The sequence below is a fragment of the Microbacterium sp. GQ128 genome, from assembly GCF_059758615.1.
Map to the genome: position 1 here is coordinate 704,051 of NZ_JCAXDY010000002.1, position 25,180 is coordinate 729,230.

The 25,180-nt window shown below is 70.1% G+C and carries 30 protein-coding genes; 15 read left to right on the forward strand and 15 right to left on the reverse strand.

From position 1 onward, the window contains the following. Positions 1-72 precede the first annotated feature (72 nt). From AC6CHX_RS09375 to AC6CHX_RS09385, 3 genes are read left to right on the forward strand one after another with little or no spacing between them, the layout of a single operon-like run. Positions 73-510: a VOC family protein gene (locus AC6CHX_RS09375; protein WP_205820227.1), complete on the forward strand. Its 438-nt coding sequence runs from the start codon at positions 73-75 to the stop codon at positions 508-510. A 1-nt stretch (position 511) separates the two neighbouring features. Further along, positions 512-1,204, forward strand: coding sequence for a winged helix-turn-helix transcriptional regulator (locus AC6CHX_RS09380; RefSeq protein WP_498272586.1), 693 nt, complete (start codon positions 512-514; stop codon positions 1,202-1,204). After that, positions 1,201-1,851 carry a dihydrofolate reductase family protein gene (locus tag AC6CHX_RS09385; RefSeq protein WP_498272587.1) on the forward strand — a complete coding sequence of 217 codons (651 nt, stop codon included), beginning with the start codon at positions 1,201-1,203 and terminating at the stop codon, positions 1,849-1,851. Before AC6CHX_RS09380 ends, AC6CHX_RS09385 begins: the two co-directional genes overlap by 4 nt. A gap of 16 nt (positions 1,852-1,867) precedes the next feature. On the opposite strand, the gene AC6CHX_RS09390 is transcribed toward AC6CHX_RS09385, so the two are convergent. Together AC6CHX_RS09390 and AC6CHX_RS09395 are read right to left on the reverse strand one after the other, a co-directional pair. Beyond that, positions 1,868-2,677 carry a Cof-type HAD-IIB family hydrolase gene (locus AC6CHX_RS09390; RefSeq protein WP_498272588.1) on the reverse strand — a complete coding sequence of 270 codons (810 nt, stop codon included), beginning with the start codon at positions 2,675-2,677 and terminating at the stop codon, positions 1,868-1,870. A gap of 11 nt (positions 2,678-2,688) precedes the next feature. Then, positions 2,689-3,552: an exodeoxyribonuclease III gene (locus AC6CHX_RS09395; RefSeq protein WP_498272589.1), complete on the reverse strand. Its 864-nt coding sequence runs from the start codon at positions 3,550-3,552 to the stop codon at positions 2,689-2,691. Positions 3,553-3,589: 37 nt separating this feature from the next. Between AC6CHX_RS09395 and pyrE the strand changes: the two genes are divergently transcribed. Both pyrE and AC6CHX_RS09405 read left to right on the forward strand, forming a co-directional pair. Continuing rightward, positions 3,590-4,150 (forward strand): orotate phosphoribosyltransferase, encoded by a 561-nt coding sequence (gene pyrE, locus AC6CHX_RS09400; protein ID WP_091227717.1) that lies wholly within the window; start codon positions 3,590-3,592, stop codon positions 4,148-4,150. Beyond that, positions 4,147-5,049, forward strand: coding sequence for an ROK family protein (locus AC6CHX_RS09405; RefSeq protein ID WP_498272590.1), 903 nt, complete (start codon positions 4,147-4,149; stop codon positions 5,047-5,049). Before pyrE ends, AC6CHX_RS09405 begins: the two co-directional genes overlap by 4 nt. 18 nt (positions 5,050-5,067) lie before the next feature. On the opposite strand, the gene AC6CHX_RS09410 is transcribed toward AC6CHX_RS09405, so the two are convergent. From AC6CHX_RS09410 to AC6CHX_RS09435, 6 genes are all read right to left on the reverse strand, one after another. After that, on the reverse strand, positions 5,068-5,337 hold the full coding sequence (locus AC6CHX_RS09410; protein ID WP_498272591.1) for a hypothetical protein: 270 nt from the start codon (positions 5,335-5,337) through the stop codon (positions 5,068-5,070). A 4-nt stretch (positions 5,338-5,341) separates the two neighbouring features. Beyond that, positions 5,342-5,569 (reverse strand): hypothetical protein, encoded by a 228-nt coding sequence (locus tag AC6CHX_RS09415; protein ID WP_498272592.1) that lies wholly within the window; start codon positions 5,567-5,569, stop codon positions 5,342-5,344. 4 nt (positions 5,570-5,573) lie between these two features. Then, entirely contained in the window at positions 5,574-5,813 is a 240-nt protein-coding gene (locus AC6CHX_RS09420) for a hypothetical protein (RefSeq protein WP_498272593.1), read from the reverse strand. 4 nt (positions 5,814-5,817) lie between these two features. Then, positions 5,818-6,012: a hypothetical protein gene (locus tag AC6CHX_RS09425; protein ID WP_498272594.1), complete on the reverse strand. Its 195-nt coding sequence runs from the start codon at positions 6,010-6,012 to the stop codon at positions 5,818-5,820. Positions 6,013-6,131: 119 nt separating this feature from the next. After that, entirely contained in the window at positions 6,132-7,280 is a 1,149-nt protein-coding gene (locus AC6CHX_RS09430) for an MFS transporter (protein WP_498272595.1), read from the reverse strand. Continuing rightward, positions 7,277-8,179 carry a MurR/RpiR family transcriptional regulator gene (locus tag AC6CHX_RS09435; protein ID WP_498272596.1) on the reverse strand — a complete coding sequence of 301 codons (903 nt, stop codon included), beginning with the start codon at positions 8,177-8,179 and terminating at the stop codon, positions 7,277-7,279. The genes AC6CHX_RS09430 and AC6CHX_RS09435 overlap by 4 nt, the downstream gene beginning before the upstream one ends. Positions 8,180-8,345: 166 nt before the next feature. Between AC6CHX_RS09435 and AC6CHX_RS09440 the strand changes: the two genes are divergently transcribed. The 8 genes from AC6CHX_RS09440 to AC6CHX_RS09475 all read left to right on the forward strand — a co-directional run bounded on the left by AC6CHX_RS09440 (position 8,346) and on the right by AC6CHX_RS09475 (position 17,128). Next, on the forward strand, positions 8,346-9,893 hold the full coding sequence (locus AC6CHX_RS09440) for an ABC transporter substrate-binding protein (protein ID WP_498272597.1): 1,548 nt from the start codon (positions 8,346-8,348) through the stop codon (positions 9,891-9,893). 66 nt (positions 9,894-9,959) lie between these two features. Further along, positions 9,960-10,931: an ABC transporter permease gene (locus tag AC6CHX_RS09445; RefSeq protein ID WP_091031746.1), complete on the forward strand. Its 972-nt coding sequence runs from the start codon at positions 9,960-9,962 to the stop codon at positions 10,929-10,931. Beyond that, positions 10,928-11,815: an ABC transporter permease gene (locus AC6CHX_RS09450; RefSeq protein ID WP_029261265.1), complete on the forward strand. Its 888-nt coding sequence runs from the start codon at positions 10,928-10,930 to the stop codon at positions 11,813-11,815. Before AC6CHX_RS09445 ends, AC6CHX_RS09450 begins: the two co-directional genes overlap by 4 nt. After that, positions 11,812-12,717: an N-acetylmuramic acid 6-phosphate etherase gene (gene murQ, locus AC6CHX_RS09455; RefSeq protein ID WP_498272598.1), complete on the forward strand. Its 906-nt coding sequence runs from the start codon at positions 11,812-11,814 to the stop codon at positions 12,715-12,717. The genes AC6CHX_RS09450 and murQ overlap by 4 nt, the downstream gene beginning before the upstream one ends. Further along, positions 12,717-13,907 (forward strand): anhydro-N-acetylmuramic acid kinase, encoded by a 1,191-nt coding sequence (locus AC6CHX_RS09460; protein ID WP_498272599.1) that lies wholly within the window; start codon positions 12,717-12,719, stop codon positions 13,905-13,907. Before murQ ends, AC6CHX_RS09460 begins: the two co-directional genes overlap by 1 nt. Continuing rightward, a complete protein-coding gene (locus AC6CHX_RS09465) occupies positions 13,904-14,407 on the forward strand; it encodes a GNAT family N-acetyltransferase (RefSeq protein ID WP_498272600.1) in 504 nt (167 codons plus the stop codon). Before AC6CHX_RS09460 ends, AC6CHX_RS09465 begins: the two co-directional genes overlap by 4 nt. A 13-nt stretch (positions 14,408-14,420) precedes the next feature. Continuing rightward, positions 14,421-15,503 carry a serine hydrolase domain-containing protein gene (locus AC6CHX_RS09470; protein WP_498272601.1) on the forward strand — a complete coding sequence of 361 codons (1,083 nt, stop codon included), beginning with the start codon at positions 14,421-14,423 and terminating at the stop codon, positions 15,501-15,503. Further along, complete coding sequence (locus tag AC6CHX_RS09475; RefSeq protein ID WP_498272602.1) at positions 15,500-17,128, forward strand: ABC transporter ATP-binding protein; 1,629 nt, start codon at positions 15,500-15,502, stop codon at positions 17,126-17,128. The genes AC6CHX_RS09470 and AC6CHX_RS09475 overlap by 4 nt, the downstream gene beginning before the upstream one ends. Positions 17,129-17,266: 138 nt before the next feature. Here the strand turns inward: AC6CHX_RS09475 and AC6CHX_RS09480 are convergent, their stop codons facing one another. Genes AC6CHX_RS09480 through AC6CHX_RS09500 form a run of 5 tightly spaced genes read right to left on the reverse strand, consistent with a single transcriptional unit; the run spans position 17,267 to position 20,177 of the window. Next, the gene (locus AC6CHX_RS09480) at positions 17,267-17,434 is read right to left on the reverse strand and encodes a hypothetical protein (protein ID WP_498272603.1); all 168 of its coding nucleotides are present in this window, start codon (positions 17,432-17,434) and stop codon (positions 17,267-17,269) included. Beyond that, positions 17,431-18,009, reverse strand: a complete 579-nt coding sequence (locus AC6CHX_RS09485; RefSeq protein ID WP_498272604.1) for a YdeI/OmpD-associated family protein — start codon at positions 18,007-18,009, stop codon at positions 17,431-17,433. Before AC6CHX_RS09485 ends, AC6CHX_RS09480 begins: the two co-directional genes overlap by 4 nt. A gap of 3 nt (positions 18,010-18,012) precedes the next feature. Continuing rightward, on the reverse strand, positions 18,013-18,825 hold the full coding sequence (locus AC6CHX_RS09490) for an HAD-IIA family hydrolase (RefSeq protein WP_029261258.1): 813 nt from the start codon (positions 18,823-18,825) through the stop codon (positions 18,013-18,015). 53 nt (positions 18,826-18,878) lie between these two features. Further along, positions 18,879-19,511: a metal-dependent transcriptional regulator gene (locus AC6CHX_RS09495; RefSeq protein ID WP_498272605.1), complete on the reverse strand. Its 633-nt coding sequence runs from the start codon at positions 19,509-19,511 to the stop codon at positions 18,879-18,881. Positions 19,512-19,520: 9 nt separating this feature from the next. Further along, the gene (locus AC6CHX_RS09500; RefSeq protein ID WP_498272606.1) at positions 19,521-20,177 is read right to left on the reverse strand and encodes a TetR/AcrR family transcriptional regulator; all 657 of its coding nucleotides are present in this window, start codon (positions 20,175-20,177) and stop codon (positions 19,521-19,523) included. An 83-nt stretch (positions 20,178-20,260) separates the two neighbouring features. Between AC6CHX_RS09500 and AC6CHX_RS09505 the strand changes: the two genes are divergently transcribed. After that, complete coding sequence (locus AC6CHX_RS09505; protein WP_498272607.1) at positions 20,261-21,874, forward strand: amidohydrolase; 1,614 nt, start codon at positions 20,261-20,263, stop codon at positions 21,872-21,874. A 96-nt stretch (positions 21,875-21,970) separates the two neighbouring features. After that, positions 21,971-23,422, forward strand: a complete 1,452-nt coding sequence (locus AC6CHX_RS09510) for a Na+/H+ antiporter NhaC family protein (RefSeq protein ID WP_498272608.1) — start codon at positions 21,971-21,973, stop codon at positions 23,420-23,422. Between the two features lie 28 nt (positions 23,423-23,450). Here AC6CHX_RS09510 and AC6CHX_RS09515 read toward each other — a convergent pair whose 3' ends face one another. Then, positions 23,451-23,750, reverse strand: a complete 300-nt coding sequence (locus tag AC6CHX_RS09515) for a hypothetical protein (RefSeq protein ID WP_498272609.1) — start codon at positions 23,748-23,750, stop codon at positions 23,451-23,453. A 20-nt stretch (positions 23,751-23,770) separates the two neighbouring features. Then, entirely contained in the window at positions 23,771-25,039 is a 1,269-nt protein-coding gene (locus AC6CHX_RS09520) for an Nramp family divalent metal transporter (protein WP_498272736.1), read from the reverse strand. Positions 25,040-25,180: the final 141 nt, after the last annotated feature.

Sequence of the window (25,180 nt, forward strand, 5' to 3'; positions counted from 1 at the left end):
CGCAACTTGCTATTGACAAGCAAGGTTGTTATTTGCAAGTATCGTCGTCATCACCTCGACAAAGGAGTCATCATGACCAAGGTCTTCGTCAACCTGCCCACCAGCGACCTCGAGCGCGCGAAAGCGTTCTACACGGCGCTCGGCTGCCAGATCAGCCCGCAGTTCACCGACGAGAACGCCGCTTGCATCGTGTGGAGCGAGGACATCTACTTCATGGTCCTCAAACGTGAGTTCTTCGCCACCTTCACCGACAAGCCCATCGCCGACCCGAACGAGGTCGCCCAGGTATCCGTCGCGTTCAGCCAGGACTCGCGCGAAGAGGTCGACGCGATCCTCGCGAAGGGCCTGGCCGCCGGCGGCGTCGAGCCGAAGCCCGTGCAGGACTACGGCTTCATGTACTCGCGCGACCTCGATGACCCCGACGGCAACTCCCTCGGCTTCCTCTACATGACCCCCGAGGCGGTCGAGAACGGTCCGGATCACGTGGCCGACCACGCGGCCTCGGCCTGACATGGCGGCGCGCAGCTATGGCCAGTACTGCGGTGTGACGACGGCCGTCGAACTGATCGGCGAACGGTGGAGTCTTCTCATCGTCCGCGATCTGCTCGTCGGGCCGCGGCGATACACCGACCTCAAGCAGGGCCTGCCGCGCATTCCCACCAACATCCTCTCCACCCGTCTGAAGGAGCTGCAGGAGGGCGGGGTGGTCCGCCGCGTGCCCCTGCTGAACTGCGGCCTCGTCTACGAGCTGACCCCGTACGGTCGGTCGTTCGAGCCGATCATGCTCGCCCTCGGCCGGTGGGGCTTCCAGGCGATGGGCGACCCCGAGGAGGGCGACGTGGTCACCCCGGACTCGCTCACCATGGCATTGCGCACGGCATTCCAGGCGGAGGCGGCGACGGATGCCGAGTACGAGCTGCACGTCGGCGACGTCGCCCTCCGTGCCTCGGTGCGTGACGGCGAGCTCCGGGTCGCGCAGCTCGCGCCCCCGGCCCCGCCCGTCGGCGGACGGCTGCCCGAGGGGGAGCCGGATGCGGTGATCGTCGCCGGTCCCGGCATCCGGCGACTGATCGGCGGCGAGATCACGCCGGAGGAGGCGCTCGCGCAGGACGTCGTCGCGGTCGTCCGCGGCGACGAGTCGCGGCTGGATGGATTCGCGGCCACCTTCCACATCGCACGGCTGACTGTAGGGAGCACGACATGAGCACCGATGACCTGCAGGATGCGGCACAGGGTCGCATCCTGATCGACCTCTTCATGACCCTCGACGGCGTCGCGCAGGGACCGGGCGGCGTGGGCGAAGACACCTCGGGTGGCTTCCGCTTCAGCGGCTGGCAGGCGGGGTACCCGTCACCGGGCATGGGTGCCGAGGTCGACGACGGGATGCGGGGCCTCGACGCCCTGCTGCTCGGCCGTCGCACCTACGACATCTTCGCCTCGTACTGGCCGCACCACACCGATGGTCCCGACGGCCACATCGGCCGGTTGTTCGACCGCGTCCCGAAGTACGTGGCGACGAGGGATGCAGATCTCGCGCTCGACTGGCAGGGCAGCACCCGGGTCGGGGATGACCTCGCCGCCGAGATCGGCGCGATGCGGAAGGCGCACCGCGAGGTGCACGTGATCGGCAGCATCGACTTCGTGCACACCCTTCTCGCCGAGGGCCTCTTCGACGAACTGAACCTCTGGGTCTACCCGATCCTGCTCGGCGCGGGCAAGAAGGTGTTCGACGACGGGGCACTGCCGTCGGTGCTGCGCCTGTTGCGGCCGCCGGTCACCGACGAGGCCGGCGTGACTTTCCTCCATTACGGGCGCACCGATCGCGTGCCGGAGGTCGGCACGTTCGGGTGAGCATGGGCGTGCCGCGTCAGCCGAGCAGGCGCTCGATCACCTGAGCGACGCCGTCGTCGTCGTTCGAGGTGGTCGTCTCGTCAGCCGCGTCCTGAACCACGGGTTCCGCATGGGCCATGGCGACGCCGTGCCCTGCCCAGCGCAGCATCTCGACGTCGTTGAGCGCATCGCCGAAGGCGACCACGTCGGCGCGGCCGATGCCGAGGTGGTCGCAGAGGCGGGCGAGCCCGGTGGCCTTCGTGACGCCCTCGGCCATCACCTCGACGAACGGAGCGCCGGACAGCGTCGCCTCGAACCCGGTCAGCCCGAGGCTGCGCAGCGTGTCGAAGAGCGCGGCAGGGGCGAGTTCCGGATGCCGGATGACGAGCTTCAGGCTCGGCGCCGCGAGCACCTGCTCGAGCGGCACGCCACCCATCGTTCGAGGGTCGCGCTTGTGGTCGGAGAGTTGGGCGATCTCGGCGTAGCCGTCCTGCGCCACGAAGGTCTCCCCGCCCTCGCGCACGCTCGCGAACAGCAGGCCCGGGATGCTCGCGCGCAGCGCCTCGACCAGGGCGCGGATCGTGTCGGGCGGAAGTTCCTCGGCGAACAGCATCCGTCCGTTGTCCAGACGCACGGCGTAGGCGCCGTTGCTGCACAGCGCCCAGCCGTCGAAACCCGCATCGCCGGCGATGGCACGCAGCCCGATGGGCTGGCGCGCGGTCACCGGGACGACGTGGATGCCGCGATCGCGGGCCGCATCGAGCGCCACCCGCGTGCGCGGCGTGACAGTGGAAGAGGAGTCGAGCAGCGTGCCGTCGAGATCGGTGGCGATCAGCCGCACGGTCACAGGAACGGCCGTCAGGAGAAGATCATCGGAAGGTCGTCGTCATCGTCAGCGTCGCCGCCTGTTCCTAGACGGCGACCGTCGAGGTCGACCACCACAGGAACATGATCGCTGGGCTGTTCGCCCTTGCGCTCGTTCCGGTGGATCGATGCACCCGTCACCGCCTCAGCCAGAGTGCGCGAGCCCAGGACGAAGTCGATGCGGATGCCCTCGTTGCGCGGGAACTTCAGGCGCTGGTAGTCCCAGTAGGTGAAGCCCTCCGGAAGCAGCGGGCGCACCACGTCGGTGACTCCGGCATCGGCGAACGCGAAGAACGCATCGCGCTCGGGCTGCGAGACGTGCGTCGAGCGGCCGACCACGATGTCGGGATCCCCGTTGTCGTGATCGAACGGGATGATGTTGAAGTCGCCCACCAGGGCGAGCGGCAGGTCGGGGTTCGCCGACAGCTCGGCGGCCGTCGACTTCTTGAGCTCTTCCAGCCAGTGCAGCTTGTAGAGGTAGTGCGGGTCGTCGAGCGAACGGCCGTTCGGCACGTACAGGCTCCACACCCGCACCCCGTCGACCATCACGCCGAGCGCGCGCGCCTCGAGCGGAGCATCCGGACCCTCGTGCCCCTTCGCGAACCCCGGCATCCCGTCGAACGCGGTGCGCACGTCGGTGATGGGCAGGCGGCTCGCGATCGCGACGCCGTTCCACTGATTCAACCCGTGCACCTCGACGTGGTACCCGGCCTCTTCGAACGGCGCGTAAGGGAACTGCTCGGGCTTGCACTTGATCTCCTGCATCGCGAGCACGTCGATGTCTTCACGGACGGCGAACTCGACGGTGCGGGTGACGCGGGTGCGGATGGAGTTGACGTTCCAGGTGGCCAAGCGCATGCGTCAAGCCTAGAGCCCACCTCCTACACTGGATGCCGTGACCGCACTCGACGCAGACCGCCAGACCCTCCTCGACCTGATCAAGGACGAGGCGGTGTTCCACGGCGACTTCACCCTCTCCAGCGGCAAGAAGGCGACGTACTACGTCGACATGCGCAAGCTCACGCTCGACCATCGGGCGGCCCCCGCCATCGGCCGCATCATGCTCGATCTGATCGGCGACCTCGACGTCGTGGCCGTCGGCGGTCTCACGCTCGGGGCCGACCCGATCGCGAACTCCGTGCTGCACGCCTCGGTCGCCACCGAGCGCCCGCTCGACGCGTTCGTCGTGCGCAAGGAGCCGAAGGACCACGGCCGCGGCCGTCAGATCGAGGGGGCCGACGTCAAGGGCAAGCGGGTCGTCGTGCTCGAAGACACCTCGACCACCGGACAGTCGGCGCTCAAGGCCGTCGAGGCACTGCGCAAGGAAGGCGCCGAGATCGTCGCCGTCGCCGTGATCGTCGACCGCAAGACCGGGGCGCAGGCCGCCATCGAAGCCGAGGGACTCGAGTGGCGCGCCGCCTTCGACCTCGATGACCTCGGACTCGACCCGCAGTGACGCGCTACGCGCTGGCCGTCGACGTCGGCGGCACGAAGATGGAGGCCGCGCTCGTCGCGGAGGACGGCGTGCTCGTCACGGGCAGCCGCAGCCGGCAGGCGACCGGTCGGGACGCCACGTTCGAGTCGTTGAACGCCGCCGTCGTCGCGATCGTCGAGCACGCGCTCGCCGCGCTGCCCGCGGATGCCGAGCTCGTCGGTGCGGGTGCGGGCAGCGCCGGCCCCGTCGATCGGACCCTCGGCACGATCATGCCCGTCAACATGCCACTCGCACGCGGCTTCGCGCTCGCTGAGGCGGTTCACGCGGCAGCATCCACGGTCGTGGGGCGAGATGTGCGCACCATCCTCGGCCACGACGGCGGAGCGCTCGCCCTCGCCGAATCCTGGCTCGGGGCGACCCAGGGCGCCGGTGCCTCACTGTCGATCGTCGTCTCGACCGGCGTCGGCGGCGGCTTCGTCGCGAACGGGGCGTACATCCCCGGTGCGACGGGCAACGCCGGACACCTCGGACAGGTGCGCCGTGAAGGCGGGCTGACTCTCGAGGAGATCGCCTCGGGTCCCGCGAGCGCCGCCTGGGCGCAGCAGCAAGGATGGACCGGGGCGACGGGTGAGGACCTCGCGCGTGATTCGGCTGCCGGCGACCCCGTCGCCCGGGCGGCGATCGAGCGCTCGGCGCGCGCCGTGGGCGAGGCTCTCGCGGACGCTGCGACCCTCGTCGACCTCGACGTCGTGGCCATCGGGGGCGGATTCTCACGTGTGTCTGCCGACTACATCGACCTCGTGCAGCAGGCGCTCACCGCGAGCGCGGTGCACGAGTACTCGCGCCGCACCCGCGTGGTGCGCTCGGGGCTCGGCGACGAAGGGCCGCTCATCGGCGCCGCCGCCCTCGTGCTGCGGTAGGTTCGTCCGGGACGCTGCTCAGCGACTCGCGGTGAGCAGGTGTCGTGGCGGACCTTCGAGTCGGGCGACGGAGATCTTCAGGTCGGTGACGTCGGCGGCGACAGCGTCGATGCGGGTGCTGAGCTTCTCGTCGACGGCGTCGATCCGTGTGCTGAGTTTCTCGTCGAGGGCGTCGATGCGGTCGTCGATGCGGCGGATCATCCAGGCGCCGGCGGCGAAGAGGGTCGTTCCGAGGGTGAGCACGATGCCGATCGCGCTGATGACGATGGTCCAGGTCTCGGTCGTCACGGCGTCATCCCCGTCCTGCGGTGAGGAGGTGCCGTGGCGGACCTTCGAGGCGGGCGACGGAGATCTTCAGGTCGGTGACGTCGGCGGCGACGGCGTCGATGCGGGTGCTGAGTTTCTCGTCGACGGCGTCGATGCGGCGAACCATCCAGGCTGCGCCGACGAACGTGCTCGTGCCGAGGGTGAGCACGATGCCGATCGCGCTGACGACGATCGTCCAGGTCTCCGTGGTCACGGCCTCATCCCCTTCCTACAGTGAGGAGGTGCCGTGGCGGACCTTCGAGTCGGGCGACGGAGATCTTGAGATCGGTGACGTCGGCGGCGACGGCGTCGATGCGGGTGCTGAGCTTCTCGTCGACGGCGTCGATGCGGTCGTCGATGCGGCGGATCATCCAGGTGCCGACGGCGAAGAGACTGGCGCCGAGGGTGAGCACGGTGCCGATCGCGCTGACGACGATCGTGGCGGTCTCGGTGGTCACCGTCTCATCTCCGTTCTGCGGTGAGCAAGTGCCGTGGCGGGCCTTCGATTCGCGCGACGGAGAGATTCAGGTCGCTGACGTCGGCGGCGACGGCGTCGATGCGGCGGACCATCCAGGCGGCGCCGACGAACATGCTCGTGCCGAGCGTCACCACGACACCGATGGCGCTGATGATGATCGCGAGGGTCTCCGTGGACACGCGTGCTCTCCTTGTCCGGATAGGTGTATCGACGACGTTACGCCGCCCTTCCCGGTGCGCGCGCCGGTATTCCAGCATCTGTGAAGAGGTCGCGGATGGTGCGAGGTGTGGAGAAGAGGTCAGGTCGCCGCGGTCGCCGGTCCGGGATTCCGAACCGCCCCCAGCACCAGCACCGGCACCAGTGCGCACAGCGCAGCCGACACGAAGAAGGTCGTGCTCGAGGCCGGGTCGCGGCCCACCAGCAGGATCAGCGTGGGGACGAACGTGCCGCCCACCGCGCCGCAGGCCACGAGTGCTCCGGTCACTGCCGCGCTGCGAGCCGGATCCAGCCGGTCGAGGGCGAGCCCCAGTATGAGTCCGTAGCTCGGGGCGAGGAGCACGACCACCGCGGCCAGCGCGACCAGCGCCCACACCGGCTCGGACCCCACCAGCATCCCGGCCGTCGCCATCAGGACGGCGGCCCCGGTCGTCGCGGCGACGAGGATCACGATCGGTGACACGGACGCTCGGCGCAGCGCCGCCGCGCTGAAACGGCCGACGGCCATCAGCGTCCAGAACGCCGAGGTTCCGAGAGCTGCGAGAGCGGGATCGACCTCGAGGATGCGCTCCGGGATCACGGCCGACCAGCCGGACAGCACGGTCTCGACGCCGACGTACAGCGGCAGCGCCACTGCAAATGGCAGCAGCACGAGCAGCCCCCGCACGTCGCGATGCGCGGGAGCCTCGGCGACGGAGACCGCAGGAGTCGGGCCGTCGAGCATCACGACCGTGATGAGGGGCACCACCGCGAGGAGGCCGAGCACGGGACGCGCATCGGACGCGACGGCGACCAGGAGCGGCGTGACCGCGGCGCAGACCGCGACCGTCCCCAGTAGTGCGCTGAGCAGCCCCGTCGCACTGCCGACCGCCACGGATTTCGCCGCCACCGAACCCGAGGCCTCGACCAGCCCGAACCCGAACCCGGCGACGGCCGCCGCGGCGATGAACAGCGCGGGAGTGCCCGCGACCGCAACGGCGATGACGGCGGCAGCCTGGAGTGCGCTGCCGAGGATGAGCGCTATCCGCGGTGGGAAGCGGACGAGGAGCGGGCCGGAGACGAGCACGCCCACCAGCAGCCCCGCGAAGAGCGCGGGGACGGCGGCGCTGAGATCGGCCCCGATCGCACGCTCTGCGGAGGGGAGCACCGCCGGGACGAAGGCCGCCGTGACCCCGAGCCCCGCGAACGCCGCGAAGAGTCCTGCCCGCACGTGCCCTTCCCGGTCGGTCACGCCCCGGCCGCCCGCACGCGGTGCACGGCGGCGAACGTGTCGCGCAGCGCCTCCATCGAGCGGTCGTAGTTCGACTGGGCGACGCCGATGAAGATGCAGTCGACCACCATGAGCTGCGCGATCCGGCTTCCGAGTGCACCCGAGCGGAACCCCGTCTCGCGCGCGGCCGTCGTGAGCACGATGTCGGCCTGGTCGGCCAGCGGTGCCCCGGCGTGGTTGGTGATCGCGATGGTCGTGGCTCCTGCCCGACGGGCGAGCAGCAGGAATTCGATGGTGTCGGTGGTCGCGCCGCTGTGCGACACGGCGATCGCGACGTTGCCCGGGCCGAGCGTCGCCGCCGAGGTCCAGGCGGCGTGCGGGTCGGACCAGTCCAGTGCGGTGCGACCGATGCGGGTGAGCTTGCGCTGCAGGTCGAGCCCGACGATGGAGCTCGCGCCGACGCCGAAGATGTCGACCCTGGTCGAGGACGTGATGGCTTCGACCGAGGCGCGCAGGGACTCGGTGTCGAGCACCTTCGCGGTGTCGGCGAGGGAGAGCGTCTCGGCGAGCGAGACCTTGGCGACGATGTCGGCCAGCGTGTCGTTGCGGTCGATGTCTCCGGAGACGGCGGGGAGGGCTGCGGTGTCGAACGTCTCCCGCTCCACGTCGCGCAGCACGTGGTTGCGCAGCTCTCGCACGTGCTCGTAGCCGAGCCGCTTGCAGAACCGCACGACCGAGGTGGTCGAGGTGTCGCAGCGCTGCGCGAGCTCGGCGATCGACAGCCCCGCGGTGCCGGCAGGATCGGCGAGGAAGAGGTCGGCGATGCGCTGTTCGCTCGGACGCAGCTCGGGACGGATCGCGCGCATGCGGACGAGGACGGGGTGTGCGCCGGCTTCTTCGCGGGCAGCTTCATTGGACATGGCGGTCTCCGATCGCTGTTCATAACAGTAGAGGAACTTCTGTTACATCTGTAGTGACGTTCGTGTACTTTTGGTACCAACCAAGACCGACGACGTTCACGGGGCGGCAGGCAACAGCGCCTGACCCGACGCCACGGCGACGCGTCCCAGCCAGGAGGAATCTGTAATGAGCACAGCACGGCGAGCGTCATTGGGCGCTCTCACCGCCACGGCCGCCGCTTTGGCGCTCGTGATCACCGGTTGTTCCGCACCGGCATCCACCTCCGGCTCCTCGGAGGGCGCGGCCGGCGGCGACCTCGTCATCGGCGTCACCAGCGACCCGGACACCCTGTTCCCCTGGAAGGCCACGCAGTTCCAGGCCGTCAACGTGCTGCAGAACCTGTACGGCACGCTGACCGAGTTCGACGAGGATCTCAACGTCGTCCCCGGCCTCGCCGAGTCGTGGGACGTCTCCGACGACGGCCTCACCGTGACCTTCCACCTGCGTGAAGGCGTCACGTTCGCCGACGGCAGCACCTTCGGCTCCGAAGACGTCAAGTACTCGCTCGACGCCATCGCCGCCGAGGCCACCGCCGCCGTCGCGAGCAGCTCCCTCGCCTCCGTCACCGCGGTCGAGGCCACCGACGAGACGACCGTCACCCTCACGCTGAGCGCTCCCGACGCCGCCCTTCCCGCCAACCTCGCCGTGATCAACATGGCCATGCTGTCCTCGGACGACACCGAAGAGGCACTCAACACCACCCCGAACGGCACCGGTCCGTTCGTCCTCGACAGCCGCAAGGCGAGCCAGTCGATCACGCTCGCCAAGAACGAGGACTACTGGGGCGACGCCGCGCTGCTCGACACCGTCGAGTTCCGCGTGATCCCCGACGAGTCGTCGATCGTCTCGGCGATGCAGTCCGGCAACGTGCAGCTCGCGGTGTTCGACGACCCGCTGGTCGCGCAGACCGCCGAGGGTGCCAACGTCGAGGTCGCCACGACCCCGCAGCTGAGCTACCACGCGCTGCAGCTGAACGCCACGCGCGGCGACCTCGCCGATGTCAACGTGCGTCTCGCCATCCAGTGCGCGATCGACCGCCAGGAGGTGCTCGACACCGCAGCCCTCGGCGAGGGTGAGGTCACCGGCCCGATCACCTCTCCCGCGTACAAGTCCGACCCCGAGGCGCGGCCGTGCCCGGAGCGCGACCTCGACAAGGCCGCCGACTACCTGAAGAAGGCGGGCAAGGAAGACGGCGTCACCGTCAGGACGATCGTCTCGCAGGGTGAGTACGCCACCTCGGTCAACGAGGCGCAGAACCTCAAGGCCCAGCTCGCCGACGCGAAGATCACGCTCGACATCGAGGTCCTCGAGTCCGGTGCCTTCGTCGACCGCTGGATCGCGGCCGACTTCGACGCCGCCGTCGCGCTCAACGGCGGTCGTCCCGACCCCGACGGCATGTACGGCCGCTACTTCACCAGCACCGGAAACCTGAACAAGGTCGCCGGCTACTCCTCGCCCGAGCTCGACGCGCTGTTCGCCGAGGGGCGCCAGACGGCCGACCCGGACAAGCGCAAGGACATCTACGCGCAGGTCTCCGAGAACCTCGAGGACAACGCCGCATGGATCTGGCTGTTCACGAGCTACACCTACACGGCGACGGCCTCGACCGTCGACGGCTTCGTCCCCATGGTGAACGGCTCGCTGCAGTACCTGCGGACCACCTCCATCAAGTAGCGGATCGAGGGGGCGCGGCCACCCCGCGCCCCCTCCCTCCCCGACGACAGGCAGCCCCACACGCGCATGTTCAGACAGCTCCTCCGCAACAGCGTGCTGCGACGCATCCTCGCAGCCCTCGGCACGCTCCTCGGCGTCGCCATCTTCGTCTTCCTGATGCTGCGCGCCATCCCCGGCGACCAGATCAGCTCCGGCCTCGGCACCGAGGCCGCCGCCCTCACGCCGTCCCAGCGCGCGGCGCTCGAGGCCTACTACGGTCTGGACCAGCCGCTCTTCGTGCAGTTCTTCTCGTGGCTCGGCAACATCTTCACCGGCAACCTCGGCTTCTCGTCCCGGGCGCAGACCAGCGTGCTCGAGCTGACCGCCGCCGCCCTCCCCGTGACCTTCGAGCTCGCGATCTTCTCGATCGTGATCGCCCTCGCCATCGGCATCCCCCTCGGAATGCTCTCGGCCTCGAAGCCCGACTCGGTGCGCGACGGCTTCGGCCAGGTTGTCGGCCTCGCCGGTCTCTCGATCCCGGCGTTCCTGCTCGGCACCGCTCTGCTGGCGGTGCTCGCCTCGTCGTTCGGCTTCAACCCCAATGGCCAGGCCTACGCGACTCTCTTCGAGGACCCGCTGCTCAACCTCCAGCAGATGCTGCTGCCGTCGATCGTGCTCGGCTTCGGCATCGCCGCACCGATCATGCGCACGACCCGCACCGCGGTGCTCGAGATCCGCGCCAACGACTTCATCCGCACCGCGAAGGCGAAGGGCGTCCCGCCGCGCCGCCTGCAGGTGCGCCACGTGCTCGGCAACGCGCTCGTGCCGATCGTCACGATGACCGGCCTGCAGTTCGGCTACCTCCTCGGCGGTGCCGTCGTGGTGGAGCAGATCTTCTCGCTCCCCGGCATCGGACGACAGGTGCTGCTCGGCATCCAGCAGAAGGAGTACGCGCTCGTGCAGAGCACCGTCCTCGTGATCGCGCTCGCCTTCGTCATCGTCAACCTGCTCACCGACCTGCTCTACCGGGTCATCGATCCTCGGGTGCGTGCCGCATGACCGACATCTCTCAGACCTCGGCCCTCGCCCCCGGCGGCGGGCGCACCATGGAGCGCGTGCGCCTCCTGCTGCGCAGCCGCAGCGGGCTCACCGGCCTCATCATCGTCGTGCTGCTCGCGGTGCTGAGCCTCGTCTCGGCGTTCGGGTTGCTGCCGTTCGATCCGCTCGCCCAGGACCCGCCGTCCCGCCTGCAGCCGCCGTCGGCCGTGCACTGGTTCGGCACCGACCAGTTCGGTCGCGATGTGTTCTCCCGCGTCGCCGCCGGAGTCGCGAACTCGGCGCTCATCTCGGTCGTCGCGGTCGCCTTCGCCACCGTCGTCGGCACCGTGTGCGGGCTCATCGCCGGCTTCTACCGCGGTTTCTCCGACGGGGCGATCACCGCGGTCACGAACGTCCTGTTCGCCTTCCCGCCGCTGCTGCTCGCCCTGTCGCTGGCCTCGGTGTTCGAGCGCAACTGGTTCACGATCGCGGTGGCCATCGCGATCGTCTACGTGCCGATCTTCATCCGCGTGACCCGCGGGCCCGTGCTGTCGCTGCGCGAGGTCGAGTACGTCAAGGCGGCCAAGAGCACCGGTCAGAGCCGCATGGCGACGATGTTCCGGCACGTGCTGCCGAACATCACGTCGATCATCATCGTGCAGGTCACGCTCTCGCTGTCCTGGGCCGTGCTCACCGAGGCCTCGCTGAGCTTCCTCGGACTCGGCACCCCGCCGCCCGCGCCCTCGCTCGGATCGATGATCTTCGAGGCACGCACGCTCGTCACGATCGCCCCGTGGACCATGATCGCGCCCGGCGTGATCGTCGTGCTCCTCGTCGTCGGTCTGAACCTGCTCGGCGACGGCCTGCGCGACAGTCTCGATCCCCGGAACAGAGGAAAGCGATGACGGTGGAAGACCTCGGCGGACTCGCCACGGAGGCCAGCGATCCCCGCTACGCGGAGCTCGACCTGATGAGCGTGGCCGAACTCGCGCAGACGATGAACGAGGCGGATGCCACGGTACCGGCCGCCGTGCAGCGCGCGCTCGGGCAGATCGTCCCCGCGATCGAGGCCACGGCCGCCCGCATGGCGCAGGGCGGACGCCTGGTCTACGTCGGTGCAGGGACCCCCGGCCGCATCGGCGTGCTCGACGCCTCGGAATGCCCGCCCACGTTCAGCACCCCGCCGGAGCTGGTGTTCGCGATCATGGCCGGAGGGCCCGGCGCGATCGTCAACCCCGTCGAGGGTGCGGAGGATGACGCGGAGGCGGGTGCTGCGGCCATCGACGCCGCCGGCATCGGCCCGCTCGACACCGTGATCGGGATCGCGTCCAGCGGCCGCACACCGTATGTGATCGCGGCGGTCCGCCGGGCGCGCGAACTCGGAGCGCTCAGCATCGGCCTCTCCTGCAACGTCGGCACCGCGCTCAGCGCGGCGGCGGAGCACGGCATCGAGGTCGAGGTCGGTCCCGAGGTGCTGTCGGGTTCGACCAGGCTCAAGTCGGGGACCGCGCAGAAGCTGGTGCTGAACATGTTCTCGACCATCTCGATGGTGCGTAACGGCAAGGCCTACGGCAACCTGATGGTGGATGTGAAGGCCACCAACCACAAGCTGCGCGAGCGGGCGATCCGGATGGTGCAGACCATCGCGGATGTCGACCGCGACACGGCGGCGGCTGCTCTGGAGACCGCCGCCTACGACGTGAAGCTCGCGTCGGTCATGATCCGCCGCGGTGAGGACCTCGCCGCGGCCACCGCACGACTGGACGCAGCCGATGGCCGGCTGCGCACCGCACTGGAGGAGAACTGATGCGCGTCCTCGGACTGATCTCCGGCACCTCGCACGACGGGATCGATGCCGCCGTCGTCGACTTCACGACCAGCGGCGGCTTCACCGCCCACGGGGTGGACCTGCACGGCAGGGTGCTCGCGGCGACGAGCGTGCCCTACGCCCCCGAGCTGCGGGCGCGGCTGATCGCGGCGCTCCCGCCCGCGCAGACGACCCTCGCCGAGGTGGCCGAGCTCGATACCCTCATCGGTCAGGCGTTCGCCGAGGTCGCCGCCGACATCGCGGCCGAGGTCGGCGGTGTCGACGCGGTGTGCTCGCACGGGCAGACCGTGTACCACTGGGTCGACGGTGCGCACGCGCTGGGCACCCTGCAGATCGGGCAGCCCGCCTGGATCGCCGAAAAGGTCGGCGCCCCCGTGGTGTCCGACATCCGCATCCGCGACATCACGGTCGGCGGACACGGTGCCCCGCTGGTGTCGTTCCTCGACGAGCTGCTGCTGCGCTCGCGCGCCGGCATCTCGGCGGCCCTGAACCTGGGCGGCATCTCGAACATGACCGTGGTGCGTCAGGATGGCCTCGTCGCCTACGACATCGGTCCGGCGAACGCGCTGGTCGACGCGGTCATCGTGGAGCACGGCCTCAACCCGCTCGGCTACGACGACGACGCCGCGATCGCCCGCACCGGACAGGTCGACGAGCGGCTCCTGGCCGCGCTGCTCGACGACCCGTACTACGCCCTCACCCCGCCGAAGAGTACCGGCAAGGAGCACTTCCACCTCGGCTACGTGCACGAGCACCTGGCCGCGCAGGGCCGCGAGATCGCCGTCGCCGACGTCGTGCGCACCCTCACCGAGCTCACCGTCCGCACGGTCGCACGTGACGTCGAGGCCGCCGACATCGGGTTCCTCGCCGTGTCGGGCGGCGGATGCCGCAACCCGCTGATCCTCGACGGACTGCGAGCCGCGCTGCCCGAGACCGAGGTCGTGCTCGCCGACGAGCTCGGGGCTGCGGCCGACAGCAAGGAGGCGATCCTCCTCGCCCTCATCGGCTGGTCCACGATGCACGGAGTCCCCGCGATCGTCCCCGGCGGCACCGGTGCGCGCGAGCCGCGGATCCTCGGCACCATCACGCCCGGCGTTGGCCCGCTGCAGATGCCGGAGCCCGTCTCCGCCATCGACTCCCTCTCGCTCACGGAGGCCGCGGCATCGTGAGCCTGCAGGTGCGCCCCGCCACCCCGGACGACCTGTCCGGGGTGCTCGAGGTGTTCCTCGCGTGCTGGCGCGAGAGCTACCGGGGTGTGCTCCCCGACGTGGCGATCGATGCGATGACCGACGAGCGGGCCGAGGCGCTGTGGCGCCGGGTGCTCGAGGATCCGGTGGGCGTCGTGCTCATCGCCGAGCGGGACGGCCGGATCGTCGGGATCACCCGCTACGCCGCGACCTCTGAGGGAGATGGTCGGATCGACGGCGCCGTGCACTCCCTCTACGTCTCGCCCCGCGCCCACGGCGGAGGGATCGGCGGGGTGCTGCTGGCGCAGGCGACGGCAGAGCTGCAGGACGCCGGGGCCGAGGCGGCGACGCTGTGGGTGTTCACCGCGAATGCGCCGTCGATCGGGTTCTACGAATCGAAGGGCTGGCACGCCGACGGAGCCACCCGCACGCAGCCGGAGTTCGGCGAGCCCGAGCAGCGCATGCGCAGGGAGTGGACATGAGCGAGGTCTTGAGATGACTGCCGCCGCAGCCGTCGCCGCGGTCCTCGCCACGGAGTCCGCCCCGCGGGGCGCCGTCGCGGGTGTGGTCACCGGCACCGGGCGCGACATCGCCGCCGGGGGTCTGGCCGACCTCGCCGGAGTGCCCATGACCACCGCGACCGCGTTCGACATCGCCTCGGTATCGAAGGTCGCTGCGACCACGACGGCGATCCTGCGGCTGGTCAGCCGGGGCGACCTCGGCTTCGACGACCCGGTCGACCGCTTCGTCCGGGGCACGGCCTGCGCACCGGGAACGACCGTTCGCCACCTGCTGCAGCACCGTGCAGGTCTCTGGGAGTGGCAGCCGCTCTACCTCGACCGCGCGCACGCCGGCGACCCCTCAGCCTCCGCCGATGCCATCCCGCTGCGCTACGGCCTCGACGACGGGCGTCACTACTCCGACCTCGGCTTCATGCTCCTCGGCCGCATCGTCGCCGCCGTCACCGGGCTGCCTCTGGACGCGGCCGTCCGCGAACTCGTCACGGCGCCCCTCGGTCTCGACCGCACCGGATTCGGCCCGGTATCAGCCCCCGTGGCCTCGTCCGGTATCGGTGATTCCGCCGAGCGCCGCATGGTCGCCACCGGCGAGCCGTACCCGATCCTCACCGCCGACCGCGACTTCGCCTGGCGCGAGCGGGAGATCGTCGGCGCCGTGAACGACGGCAACTGCTTCCACGCGTGCGGCGGCATCTCCGGCCATGCCGGGCTCTTCAGCAGCGCCGACGACCTGCTGACCCTCGGCGCCGCACTCGCCGCTCCCGAACGGCATCCCGAGCTGTGGCATCCGGATGCTACAGCCGAGCTGTTCCGCGACGGTCCCGACGCCGGGCAGGCGCTGGGCTGGCGCAGCGACACGGTCGTGGTCGGCGGCCGACCGACCCGGATGCTCTGGCACCCGGGCTTCACGGGCTGCGCGCTGGGATTCCTTCCGGGAACCGGCACCGCCGCGGTCCTGCTGAGCAACCGCCTGTTCGCCCCCGAACCCGCACCGACCGAGGCGCTGTGGCGCTCGGCGCTCCCCGCACTCCTGGACGACAACGAAGGAACACCATCATGAGCACCACCGAGCCCGTGCTGAGCATCAGCGGCCTCGCCGTCGCCTTCCGGACCGGTTCCGAACTGGTCACCGCCATCAGCGACATCAGCATCGACGTCGCCGCCGGGGAGACCGTCGCGATCGTGGGCGAGTCGGGGTCGGGCAAGTCGACCACCGCCGCCGCGGTCAACCGACTGCTGCCGGAGAACGGCGTGATCACCGCCGGCAGCATCCGCTTCGACGGCCGCGAGCTCACCGACCTGCCCGAGAACGCGATGGTCTCCCTGCGCGGTGCCGGGATCGGACTCGTGCCGCAGGATCCGATGTCGAACCTCAACCCGCTCATGCGTGTGGGCGAGCAGATCGGCGAGGCGCTCGAGGTGCACGGCCACACGCACGGCGACGCCACGAAGGCGCGGGTCGTCGAGCTGCTCGAAATGGTGGGGATTGCGGATGCCGCCCAGCGGGCGCACCAGTACCCGCACGAGTTCTCCGGCGGCATGCGCCAGCGCGTGCTGATCGCAATGGGCCTGGCCTGCAAGCCGCGCCTGCTGATCGCCGACGAGCCCACCTCCGCCCTCGACGTGACCGTGCAGCGGCGCATCCTGGACCAGCTCGACACTCTCACCGACGAGCTCGGAACAGCGGTCTTCCTCATCACGCACGACCTGGCCCTCGCCGCCGAGCGCGCGGATCGCATCGTCGTGATGTTCCGCGGTCACATCGTGGAGGAGGGGACGTCGGCCGAGGTGCTCGGCAACCCGCAGCACGAGTACACGAAGCAGCTGCTCGCCGCGGCGCCGAGCCTCGCCTCCCGCCGCGACGCACTGCCGCAGCGCGAGGCCGCCACCGGGACGCCGTTCGTCGAGATCCGCGATCTCCGCAAGGAGTTCGCCCTCCGCGCCCCCAAGGCCGGCGAGCCGCAGACGTTCACGGCCGTCGACGGGGTGAGCTTCGAGATCCGTCGCGGCACCACGGTATCGATCGTGGGCGAGTCGGGTTCGGGCAAGTCGACCACCGCGAACATGGTGCTCGGGCTTGAAGACGCCACCTCCGGGTCGATCCTGTTCGACGGGCTCGACCTCACCACGCTGCGTCGCAAGGAGCTGTTCGCCCTGCGCCGCCGTGTGCAGCCGGTGTTCCAGAACCCGTACGCCTCACTCGACCCCCGCTACACGGTCGAGCAGTCCATCGCCGAACCGCTGCGCGTGCACCGCATCGGCACCGCGGTCACCCGGCACTCCCGCGTTCTCGAACTGCTCGAGCAGGTCGCCTTGCCCGCGGCGATGGCCGAGCGCCTGCCGCACGAGCTGTCGGGTGGTCAGCGTCAGCGCGTGGCCATCGCGCGGGCGCTCGCGCTCGAACCCGAGCTCGTGGTGCTCGACGAGGCCGTCTCCGCACTCGACGTGCTGGTGCAGGCGCAGATCCTCGACCTGCTCGCCGACCTGCAGAAGCGCCTGGGGCTGAGCTACCTGTTCATCAGCCACGACCTCGCGGTCGTGCGGATGATCTCCGACGAGGTGCATGTCATGCAGCGCGGCGTCGTGGTCGAGAGCGGCACCCCCGAGCGCATCTTCGACGCCCCACAGCATCCGTACACCCGGGAGCTGCTCGCCGCGATCCCCGGAGCGACGCTCGCGTCCTGACCGGCGGGGTCGCCCGCGCCTGTCCACTTGTCGGGAGGATGCGCCGGATCGGGGGCGAAAGCCCGTCATTCGTCCGACATCCGTGCGATCTCCCGACATCCGTACCGGAAAACGGGCACGCGAAGCGGATGCAGGGACTCAGCGGGACTTGTCGTCCTCGTCCCAGGGGCCTTCCCACCAGCCGGCGCGGCCGTCGTCCGAGCCACCGCGTCCGCGCCGTGAGCGCACGAACTGCACGACGAACACGGTCAGCGAGCTGAGCAGGATCAGGAAGACCACCAGGAACAGTACGTCGCTCTGATTCACGGACGCTTCCCTTCTGCGGCATCCGCCACGATCTTCGCGATGCGGGCCGTGCGGGTCTCCGGGCGCTTGGCCATCGCGATGTGAGTGAGCCCGAACTTCTTGACCGACTTCGGGAACGCGTCCCAGTTCTCGCGCGCGGCCGGCACCGCGTCGAGCGCGGCCGCGAACTCCTCCGGCTCGATCCCGGCCTCCGGTCCGTCGAGCAGGGTCCACGAGCCGTTCGCCTTCGCGATCTCGAGCACGCGGATGCCGGCGGGAGCGAGCGCCCCCTCCGCTTCGAGCTCCGCGATGCGCGCCTTGTTCGTCGCGGCCCACCCGCTGCCGGGGCGGCGCGGAGAGAACCACTGTCCGTTGGCGCGGTCGTCGGTCCCGTCGTCGAAGACACGTACCGGGCCGTCGATCCATCCGAAGCAGAGCGCCTGCCGCACGGCATCCTCGTAGCCGACGCCGTCGGACGAGCCGCGCACGCTCAGCAGCCAGACGCCCGCCGTCCGCTCGTGGTTCGCTTCGAGCCAGGCACGCCAGGCCGCGGCATCCGCCGCTCGGAACCGCTCGCCCTCGTCGAGTGCGCCCATCGGCTACTTCTTGATCTTGACCGTCGTGATCGTCTCGGTGATCCGCGGCAGCAGATCGGCGACCGACTGCACGATCTCATCCGGGCGGAACGGGTACTTCTCGATCTCGGCCTGGTCGCTGATGCCGGTGAGCACCAGGATCGTGTGCAGACCCGCCTCGATGCCCGCGACGACGTCGGTGTCCATGCGGTCGCCGATCATGCCGGTGCGCTTGGAGTGTGCGCCGATCTTGTTCAGAGCGGAGCGGAACATCATCGGGTTCGGCTTGCCGACCACGTACGGCTCCTTGCCGGTGGCCTTCGTGATCAGGGCGGCGATGGCGCCGGTGGCGGGCAGCGGTCCGTCGGCGCTCGGGCCCGTGGCATCCGGGTTCGTGACGATGAAGCGCGCACCGCCGATGATGAGGCGGATCGCCTTGGTGATCGCCTCGAACGAGTAGTTGCGGGTCTCTCCGACGACCACGAAGTCGGGGTTCGTCTCCGTCATGATGAAGCCGGCGTCGTGCAGGGCGGTGAGGATGCCGGCCTCGCCGATCACGAACGCCGAGCCGCCGGGGAGCTGCTGCTTCAGGAAGTCGGCGGTGGCGAGGGCCGAGGTCCAGATGCGCTCCTCGGGCACGTGCAGCCCGCTGGTGCGGAGGCGAGCGGAGAGGTCGCGCGCGGTGAAGATCGAGTTGTTCGTCAGCACCAGGTACGGGATGCCCGCGCTCTCCCATCCGGCGAGCAGTTCGGATGCTCCGGGGATGGCGTCGTTCTCATGGACGAGCACGCCGTCCATGTCGGTGAGCCAGCATTCGATGTCGTCGCGTTGTGCCATGTGCACAGCCTAGAGGCCGCAGGCGACGCACACCTGACCGTATTGCGGAGCCGTCAGGCGCTGAGCCAGACCACCTGTGCCGCACCGTCGGGCAGGGCCGTCTGCACGCCGTCGATCTCCACCCCGGATGCCGTCACCGTGACAGTCGATGCTACCGCCAGGCCCAGCGCCTCGAGTGCCCGGAGCAACTCCGGATCGCGGTCATCCACACGCAGCACACGGCCGGCGTGCCCGGCCGGAGCGTCGGCGAGGAGCACGAACGGCTCGCGCTCGATCTGACCGTCGGCGTCGGGGATCGCATCGCCGTGCGGGTCGAACCGCGGGCGTCCGAGGCGCGCATCGATGCCCTCCAGCAGCCGATCGCTGATGGTGTGCTCGAGCACCTCGGCCTCGTCGTGCACCTCGTCCCAGCCGTAGTCGAACTCCTTCACGAGCCAGGTCTCGATCAGGCGGTGCCGGCGCACCATCGCCAGGGCACGGAGCGTGCCGGCATCCGTCAGCCGCACCGCACCGTACGGCACGTGCGAGACGAGACCGGCGGCGGCGAGCTTCTTCACCATCTCGGTGACCGACGACGGAGCGATGCCGAGCTTCGCCGCGAGCACCGAGGGGGTGATGGGGGCGTCCTGCCACTCGGTGTGCGCGTAGACGGTCTTCAGGTAGTCGTCAGCTGCAGGGGATGCCACCGGACCAGCCTACGTGGTGCGCTCGCGCGCCCATGAGGTGAGGCCGTGGATCAGTGCCCGCACCCCGATCTCGAAGGTGCGGCGGGCGGGGTCGGAGCTGAGTCGCGCCCGGGCGCTCTCGGCTTCCGCGAAGGTCGGATACGTCGGAGCGAGCTCGCCCGGTGCCATGTTGTCCGCAGGCGCGAGGGCATCCAGCGCGGAGCCGATGATGAAGGCCTCGAGGGCGACGATGGCATCCACGATCGTGTCGGTCGGCCAGCCGTCGTCAGTGAGCAGGCGGGCGATCTGCTCGTAGTCGGCGAAGGAGGCCTCGTCGGCGTCGATCGGCGAGGTCGCCAACATCACCATGGCCTCCGGGGCGCGGATGGCGGCCTCGCGGTAGCTGTGCGCCCACGTCAGGAGCGCGTCTTCGACGGGCATCTCGTGCAGCACGGGGGAGACGAGCGCACGACTGACCTGCCCGCGCATGGCGCGGATCACGGCGTCGCGGTTGGCGAAGTGGTGATAGAGCGCGGAGGTGCGCACGCCGAGGGATTCCGCGAGCGCGGTCATCGTGAACTGACGCGGGGTGCGCTGCGCGCTGAGCCGGAAGGCGGCCTTCAGGATGCGTTCCTCGGTGAGCACCTGCGTCGACGGTCGGCCGACGCTGCGCGGAGATTTCGTCATCGTGCTCGATTCTGCTCAGGCGTCTGGTATTTTATTGAAACTCTTTCAATACCGAACGATTCACTACCGACGAAGGTACAGTCATGACCGGTTTCGACGCCGACGCCATTGTCACCGGCGCACACGTGGTGACGATGGACCCGCGCCGCCCGCACGCCACGGCCTTCGCGGTGCGCGACGGGCGGTTCTTCGCCGTCGGCGACGACGCGCTGATCCGTGAGCTGCGCGGCCCGCGCACCGTCGTTCACGACCTCGGCGGTGCGGCCGTGACGCCGGGACTCATCGACGCACACCTGCATCCGATCCAGGGGATCGAGCTGACCGCCGGCATCGACCTCGGGGGACTGACCACCGCTGCCGACCTCCTCGCGGCGCTGCGGACCGAAGCGGATCGAGCGCTCGCCGAGGACGCCGACCCGTGGGTACGCGGGTGGAACGTCGACTACGACGTGTTCCACGACCTGCCGATGACGGCGGCCGCGATCGAGGATGCGGTGCGCGGCCTGCCTGCGCTGCTCATCCTGTTCGACGGACACACCGCGCTCGCGAGCCACGCGGGACTTTCCCGGGCGGGCATCACCGGCGCGCGAGAGTTCGAGGACTCGTCGTGCGTCGTCCTCGACGTGAACGGGGTGCCGACCGGCGAACTGCGCGAACTCGGTGCCTACGAGCCCGTGCGGCTGAGCGCGCCCGCGCTGACCCGCGACCAGACCCTGGCGGTCGGTCACGAGCTCCTGCGGGGTCTGCGCGACTCCGGCCTCACCGGTGGCACGATCATGGACGGCGGCTTCGCCACCCTCGAGCTGTTGGACGCTCTGGAGCAGGGGCCCGGGCTGCCGATCCGCATCGTCTCGGCCATCGACCACGAGCCCGGCTTCGACGAGGAGCGGACGGGCGCGAACCTCGCGATGCGCGACCGGCGCGGCGACCGCTGGCGGGGCGGCGTCGTCAAGCTCTACGCCGACGGCGTGGTCGAGACCGGTACGGCCTGGCTGTACGAGCCGGACACCGCCGGCACGGGGCTGGAGCCGTTCTGGAAGGATGCCGCGGCGTACGCGCGCACCGTGCGACGCTACGCCGAGGCCGGATTCCAGGTGGCGACGCATGCCATCGGCGACCGTGCCGTCGGGGAGGTCGTCGATGCGTACCTGGCTGCCGGCATCCGCAGCGCCGGGGGAGCCCCGCATCGCATCGAGCACCTCGAGACCACGACCGACCGTGACGTCGCCCGCATCGCCGCCGCGGGCATCACCGCCTCGATGCAGCCCCTCCACATGCAGTGGCGCAAGGCCGACGGTTCGGACGACTGGTCCCGCAAGCTGGGGCCGGCCCGCGCCGCCCGCGCCTGGCGCGCCCGCGACTACTGGGACGCAGGGGCGCCGCTCGCGCTCGGCTCCGACTGGCCCATCGCGCAGAACGACGCGCGCATCGGCCTCGCCTGGGCGATGCTGCGCCGCCGTCCCGGAGACCGCGACGCCCCGGTCTTCGAACCCGAGCAGGCGCTCACCCCCTACCAGGCGCTGCACGGCTACACCGTGGGCGCCGCCCTGGCCCAGGGGGACGCCGATCTCGGTCGCATCGCCCCCGGGTTCCGGGCCGACTACGCCGTGTGGGCGGAGAACCCGCTGCACGTCTCCCCGGACGACCTCCCCGACCTGCCCGTGCAGGGGACGGCCGTCGGCGGCACCGAGCCCTGACCCCCGGCTCGACCGCACTCCTCCGCCCCCTTCGCACTCGCCCCTTCTCCTCCGCCCCCTTCGCACACTCGCCCCCTTCACACTGAGGTGACCTCCATGCCCGAATTCGGCGCTCTCGCGCTCCTCCCCATCGTGGTGATCCTGATCGTCGCGGTCGCCACCAGACGCACGCTCTTCGCCCTGTTCTGCGGCACCGTCGCCGGAGCGCTGATCCTCGGCGGCTGGGGCGGCTTCGACGTCTGGGTCGAGTACACCGGAAAGGCGCTGTCCAACGCCACGGCGCAGTGGCTGCTGCTGATCGTCGCGCTGTTCGGCATCCTCATGATGCTGTTCGAGAAGTCGGGCATCGTCACCGACTTCGCGCGGTGGGCCGAGCGGTTCGTCACCTCGCGCCGCAAGTCGACCGTGCTGACCTTCCTGCTGTCGGTCGTGCTGTTCGTCGACGACTACCTCAACGTGCTCACCACAGGCACCTCGATGAAGCAGGTCACCGACCGCTACCGGGTGCCGCGCACGCAGCTCGGCGCCATCATGAAGATGACGGCCGCGCCGATCGCCGTCCTCGTCCCCGTGTCGACGTGGGCGCTGTTCTTCTCCGGACTCTTCGAGGCGCAGGGCGTCACGGTCGGGGGCACCGGATTCGGCGCCTACCTGCAGGCGATCCCCTTCATCTTCTTCGGGTGGGCGGCCCTCGCGGTCGCGTTGCTGATGAGCATCGGATGGCTGCCGAAGCTCGGCGTGATCAAGCGCGATGCGATCCGCGCGGAGCGCGACGGCGACGTCTTCCCGCTCGGCACCACCGATGACGAACGGCGAGCCGAGGGGGTGGCGCTCCTGGCTGAGCTCGAGGCCGACGACCCCGACGGGTCGACCGCGCAGCGGGTCGCCACCGCGCTCGCGACGTCGGCCGAGGCGGATGCGGGGCGCAAGCCGCAGCCGTGGGGCTTCCTGATCGCGATGGTCGTGCTCGTCGGCGTCACGATCGCGACCAACGCCAACGTCGTCGCCGGCACCGCCGCGGCCCTCGCCGTGACCCTCGTGATCGTGCTCGTGCAGCGCCGCCTCAGCATCCGCGGGGTGCTGGATGCCGCGCTGGAGGGCATCGAGAGCATGTTGTTCGTGATGATCCTCACCGTGCTGGCGTTCATGGTGCAGGAGATGAACATCGCCCTGCAGCTCGCCGAGTTCGTGATCCAGGTCACCGAACCGGTGCTCACCCCGGCGCTGCTGCCGGCCATCGTCTTCGCGGTGTGCGGGATCTACGCGTACGCCACCGGATCGTTCTGGGATCTCGCTGCGGTGATCACCCCGGTCGTCCTCCCGCTGGCGCTGGCCCTCGGTGCCGACCCGATCCTCGCGGGCGCCGCCGTGTTCTCCGGCGCGGCGCTCGGCAGCACGACCTGCCTCTACGGCGACGGCATCATCCTCGCGTCGCGGTCGATCGGCATCAAGCCGATCAACCTCATGCTCGCGATCCTGCCCTACGCCGGGATCGCCGCCGGACTGTCGTTCGTGATGTACCTGGTGACGGGCTTCGTCACGGCGTAGGGCGACCGACCGGTTCGGGCGGCGGGGGTCAGCTCGTCGCGGCGGCCAGGAGGCTGTAGGCGGCCTGACCGGCGAAGAACAGGACCAGGAAGCCGAGGAGGGCGGCGGCCAGCGAGAGCCGGCCGTCGAATCCCTCGATCTCGGCGATGCCGATCTTGCGCGCGCGGAACGCCAGGACGAGTGTGGCGACGCCGAGCGCGAGCTGCACCCACGGGCTGCCGGGGCCGATGACGTTCGGGAAGGCGATCAGCAGGCCGCCGATCACGCCCGTCGCGAGTCCGATCCAGGTGAGGATGCGGACGTTGCGGCGGGCGTTCTCGGCAGACATGCTGTCGAGCCTATCCGGGGTCAGGCCCCCGTCAGCACGAGCCAGAGCAGGGCTCCGTTGAGGGCGATCAGCAGCACCGAGGCGAGGATGCCGGCGGCCGTGGTCCAGCGGCGGTTGACCCAGGCGCCGAGGGTTCGCCGCTGCGCGGTGAGCACGACCAGAGGGATCAGCGCGAACGGGATGCCGAACGAGAGCACCACCTGGCTGAGCACGAGGGCGAGTGTCGGATCGAATCCGATGCCGAGGATGACGAGCGCGGGGATCAGCGTGACCAGACGGCGGGCGAGCAGTGGGATGCGCACATGCAGCAGGCCGTGCATGATCTCGGCACCCGCGTAGGCACCCACCGAGGTCGAGGCCAGACCGGAGGCGAGGAGCCCGACGGCGAAGAAGGTCGCCACGACCGGACCGAGTCCCGCGGCGAGAGCGGCGTGTGCGCCCTCGAGCGAGTCGGTGCCCTCGACGCCGGCGAGGTTCGCGGCGGCGAGCAACAGGATGCAGAGGTTCACGGACCCGGCGATCACCATCGCGATCGACACGTCCCAGCGGGTTGCCGTGAGCAGACGGCGGATGCGCGAGGTCTCGGTGCGCGCGGCCTCGTCGCCGGCGTGGGCGGTCGTGGCGCCGAAGCGGTCGCGGGCGAGCGAGGAGTGGGCGTAGATCGCGTGCGGCATGATCGTCGCGCCGAGGATGGATGCGGCCAGCAGCACCGAGCCGGTGTCTTCGAAGCGCGGAACCATCCCGCCGAGCACCCCTGCCGGGTCCGGAGGTGCGACGAAGACGCCGGCCACGAAGCCGATCGTGATGATGGCCATGAGCCCGATGATCACGAACTCGAACGGGCGGGCGCCGCGCCGGCTCTGCACCGCGAGCAGGATCATCGAGACCGCGCCGGTGATGAGTCCGCCCAGCAGCAGCGGCACGTCGAACAACAGGTTCAGGGCCACCGCGCCGCCGATGACCTCAGCGAGGTCGGTGGCCATCGCGACGAGCTCGGCCTGCAGCCAGTACGCGCGGCGCGCCCACGGCCGCTTCAGCCGCGCGCCCAGCGCCTCGGGGAGGCTCTGCCCGGTGACGACGCCCAGCTTCGCGGAGAGGTACTGGATCAGCCAGGCCATGATGTTGCCCGCGAGCACGACCCACACCAGGAGATAGCCGTACTGCGCCCCGGCGGTCATGTTGCTGGCGACGTTCCCGGGGTCGAGGTACGCGACACCGGCGACGAGGGCGGGTCCGAGCAGCCAGAGGCTGCGGGGTGCGCTCGCCCGAGATGCGGCGGCGGCGGTCATCGCGGCAGAAGAACTTTTAGGCACACCGAAACCGTATCGCATTTTTCGGCACACCTAAATATGTTTCGAGTCGCGTGACTGGTTGCATCCGCTGCCTGGATGGGACCGATTGCGCGATTCGAAGGTGCCTCCCGCGGCGAT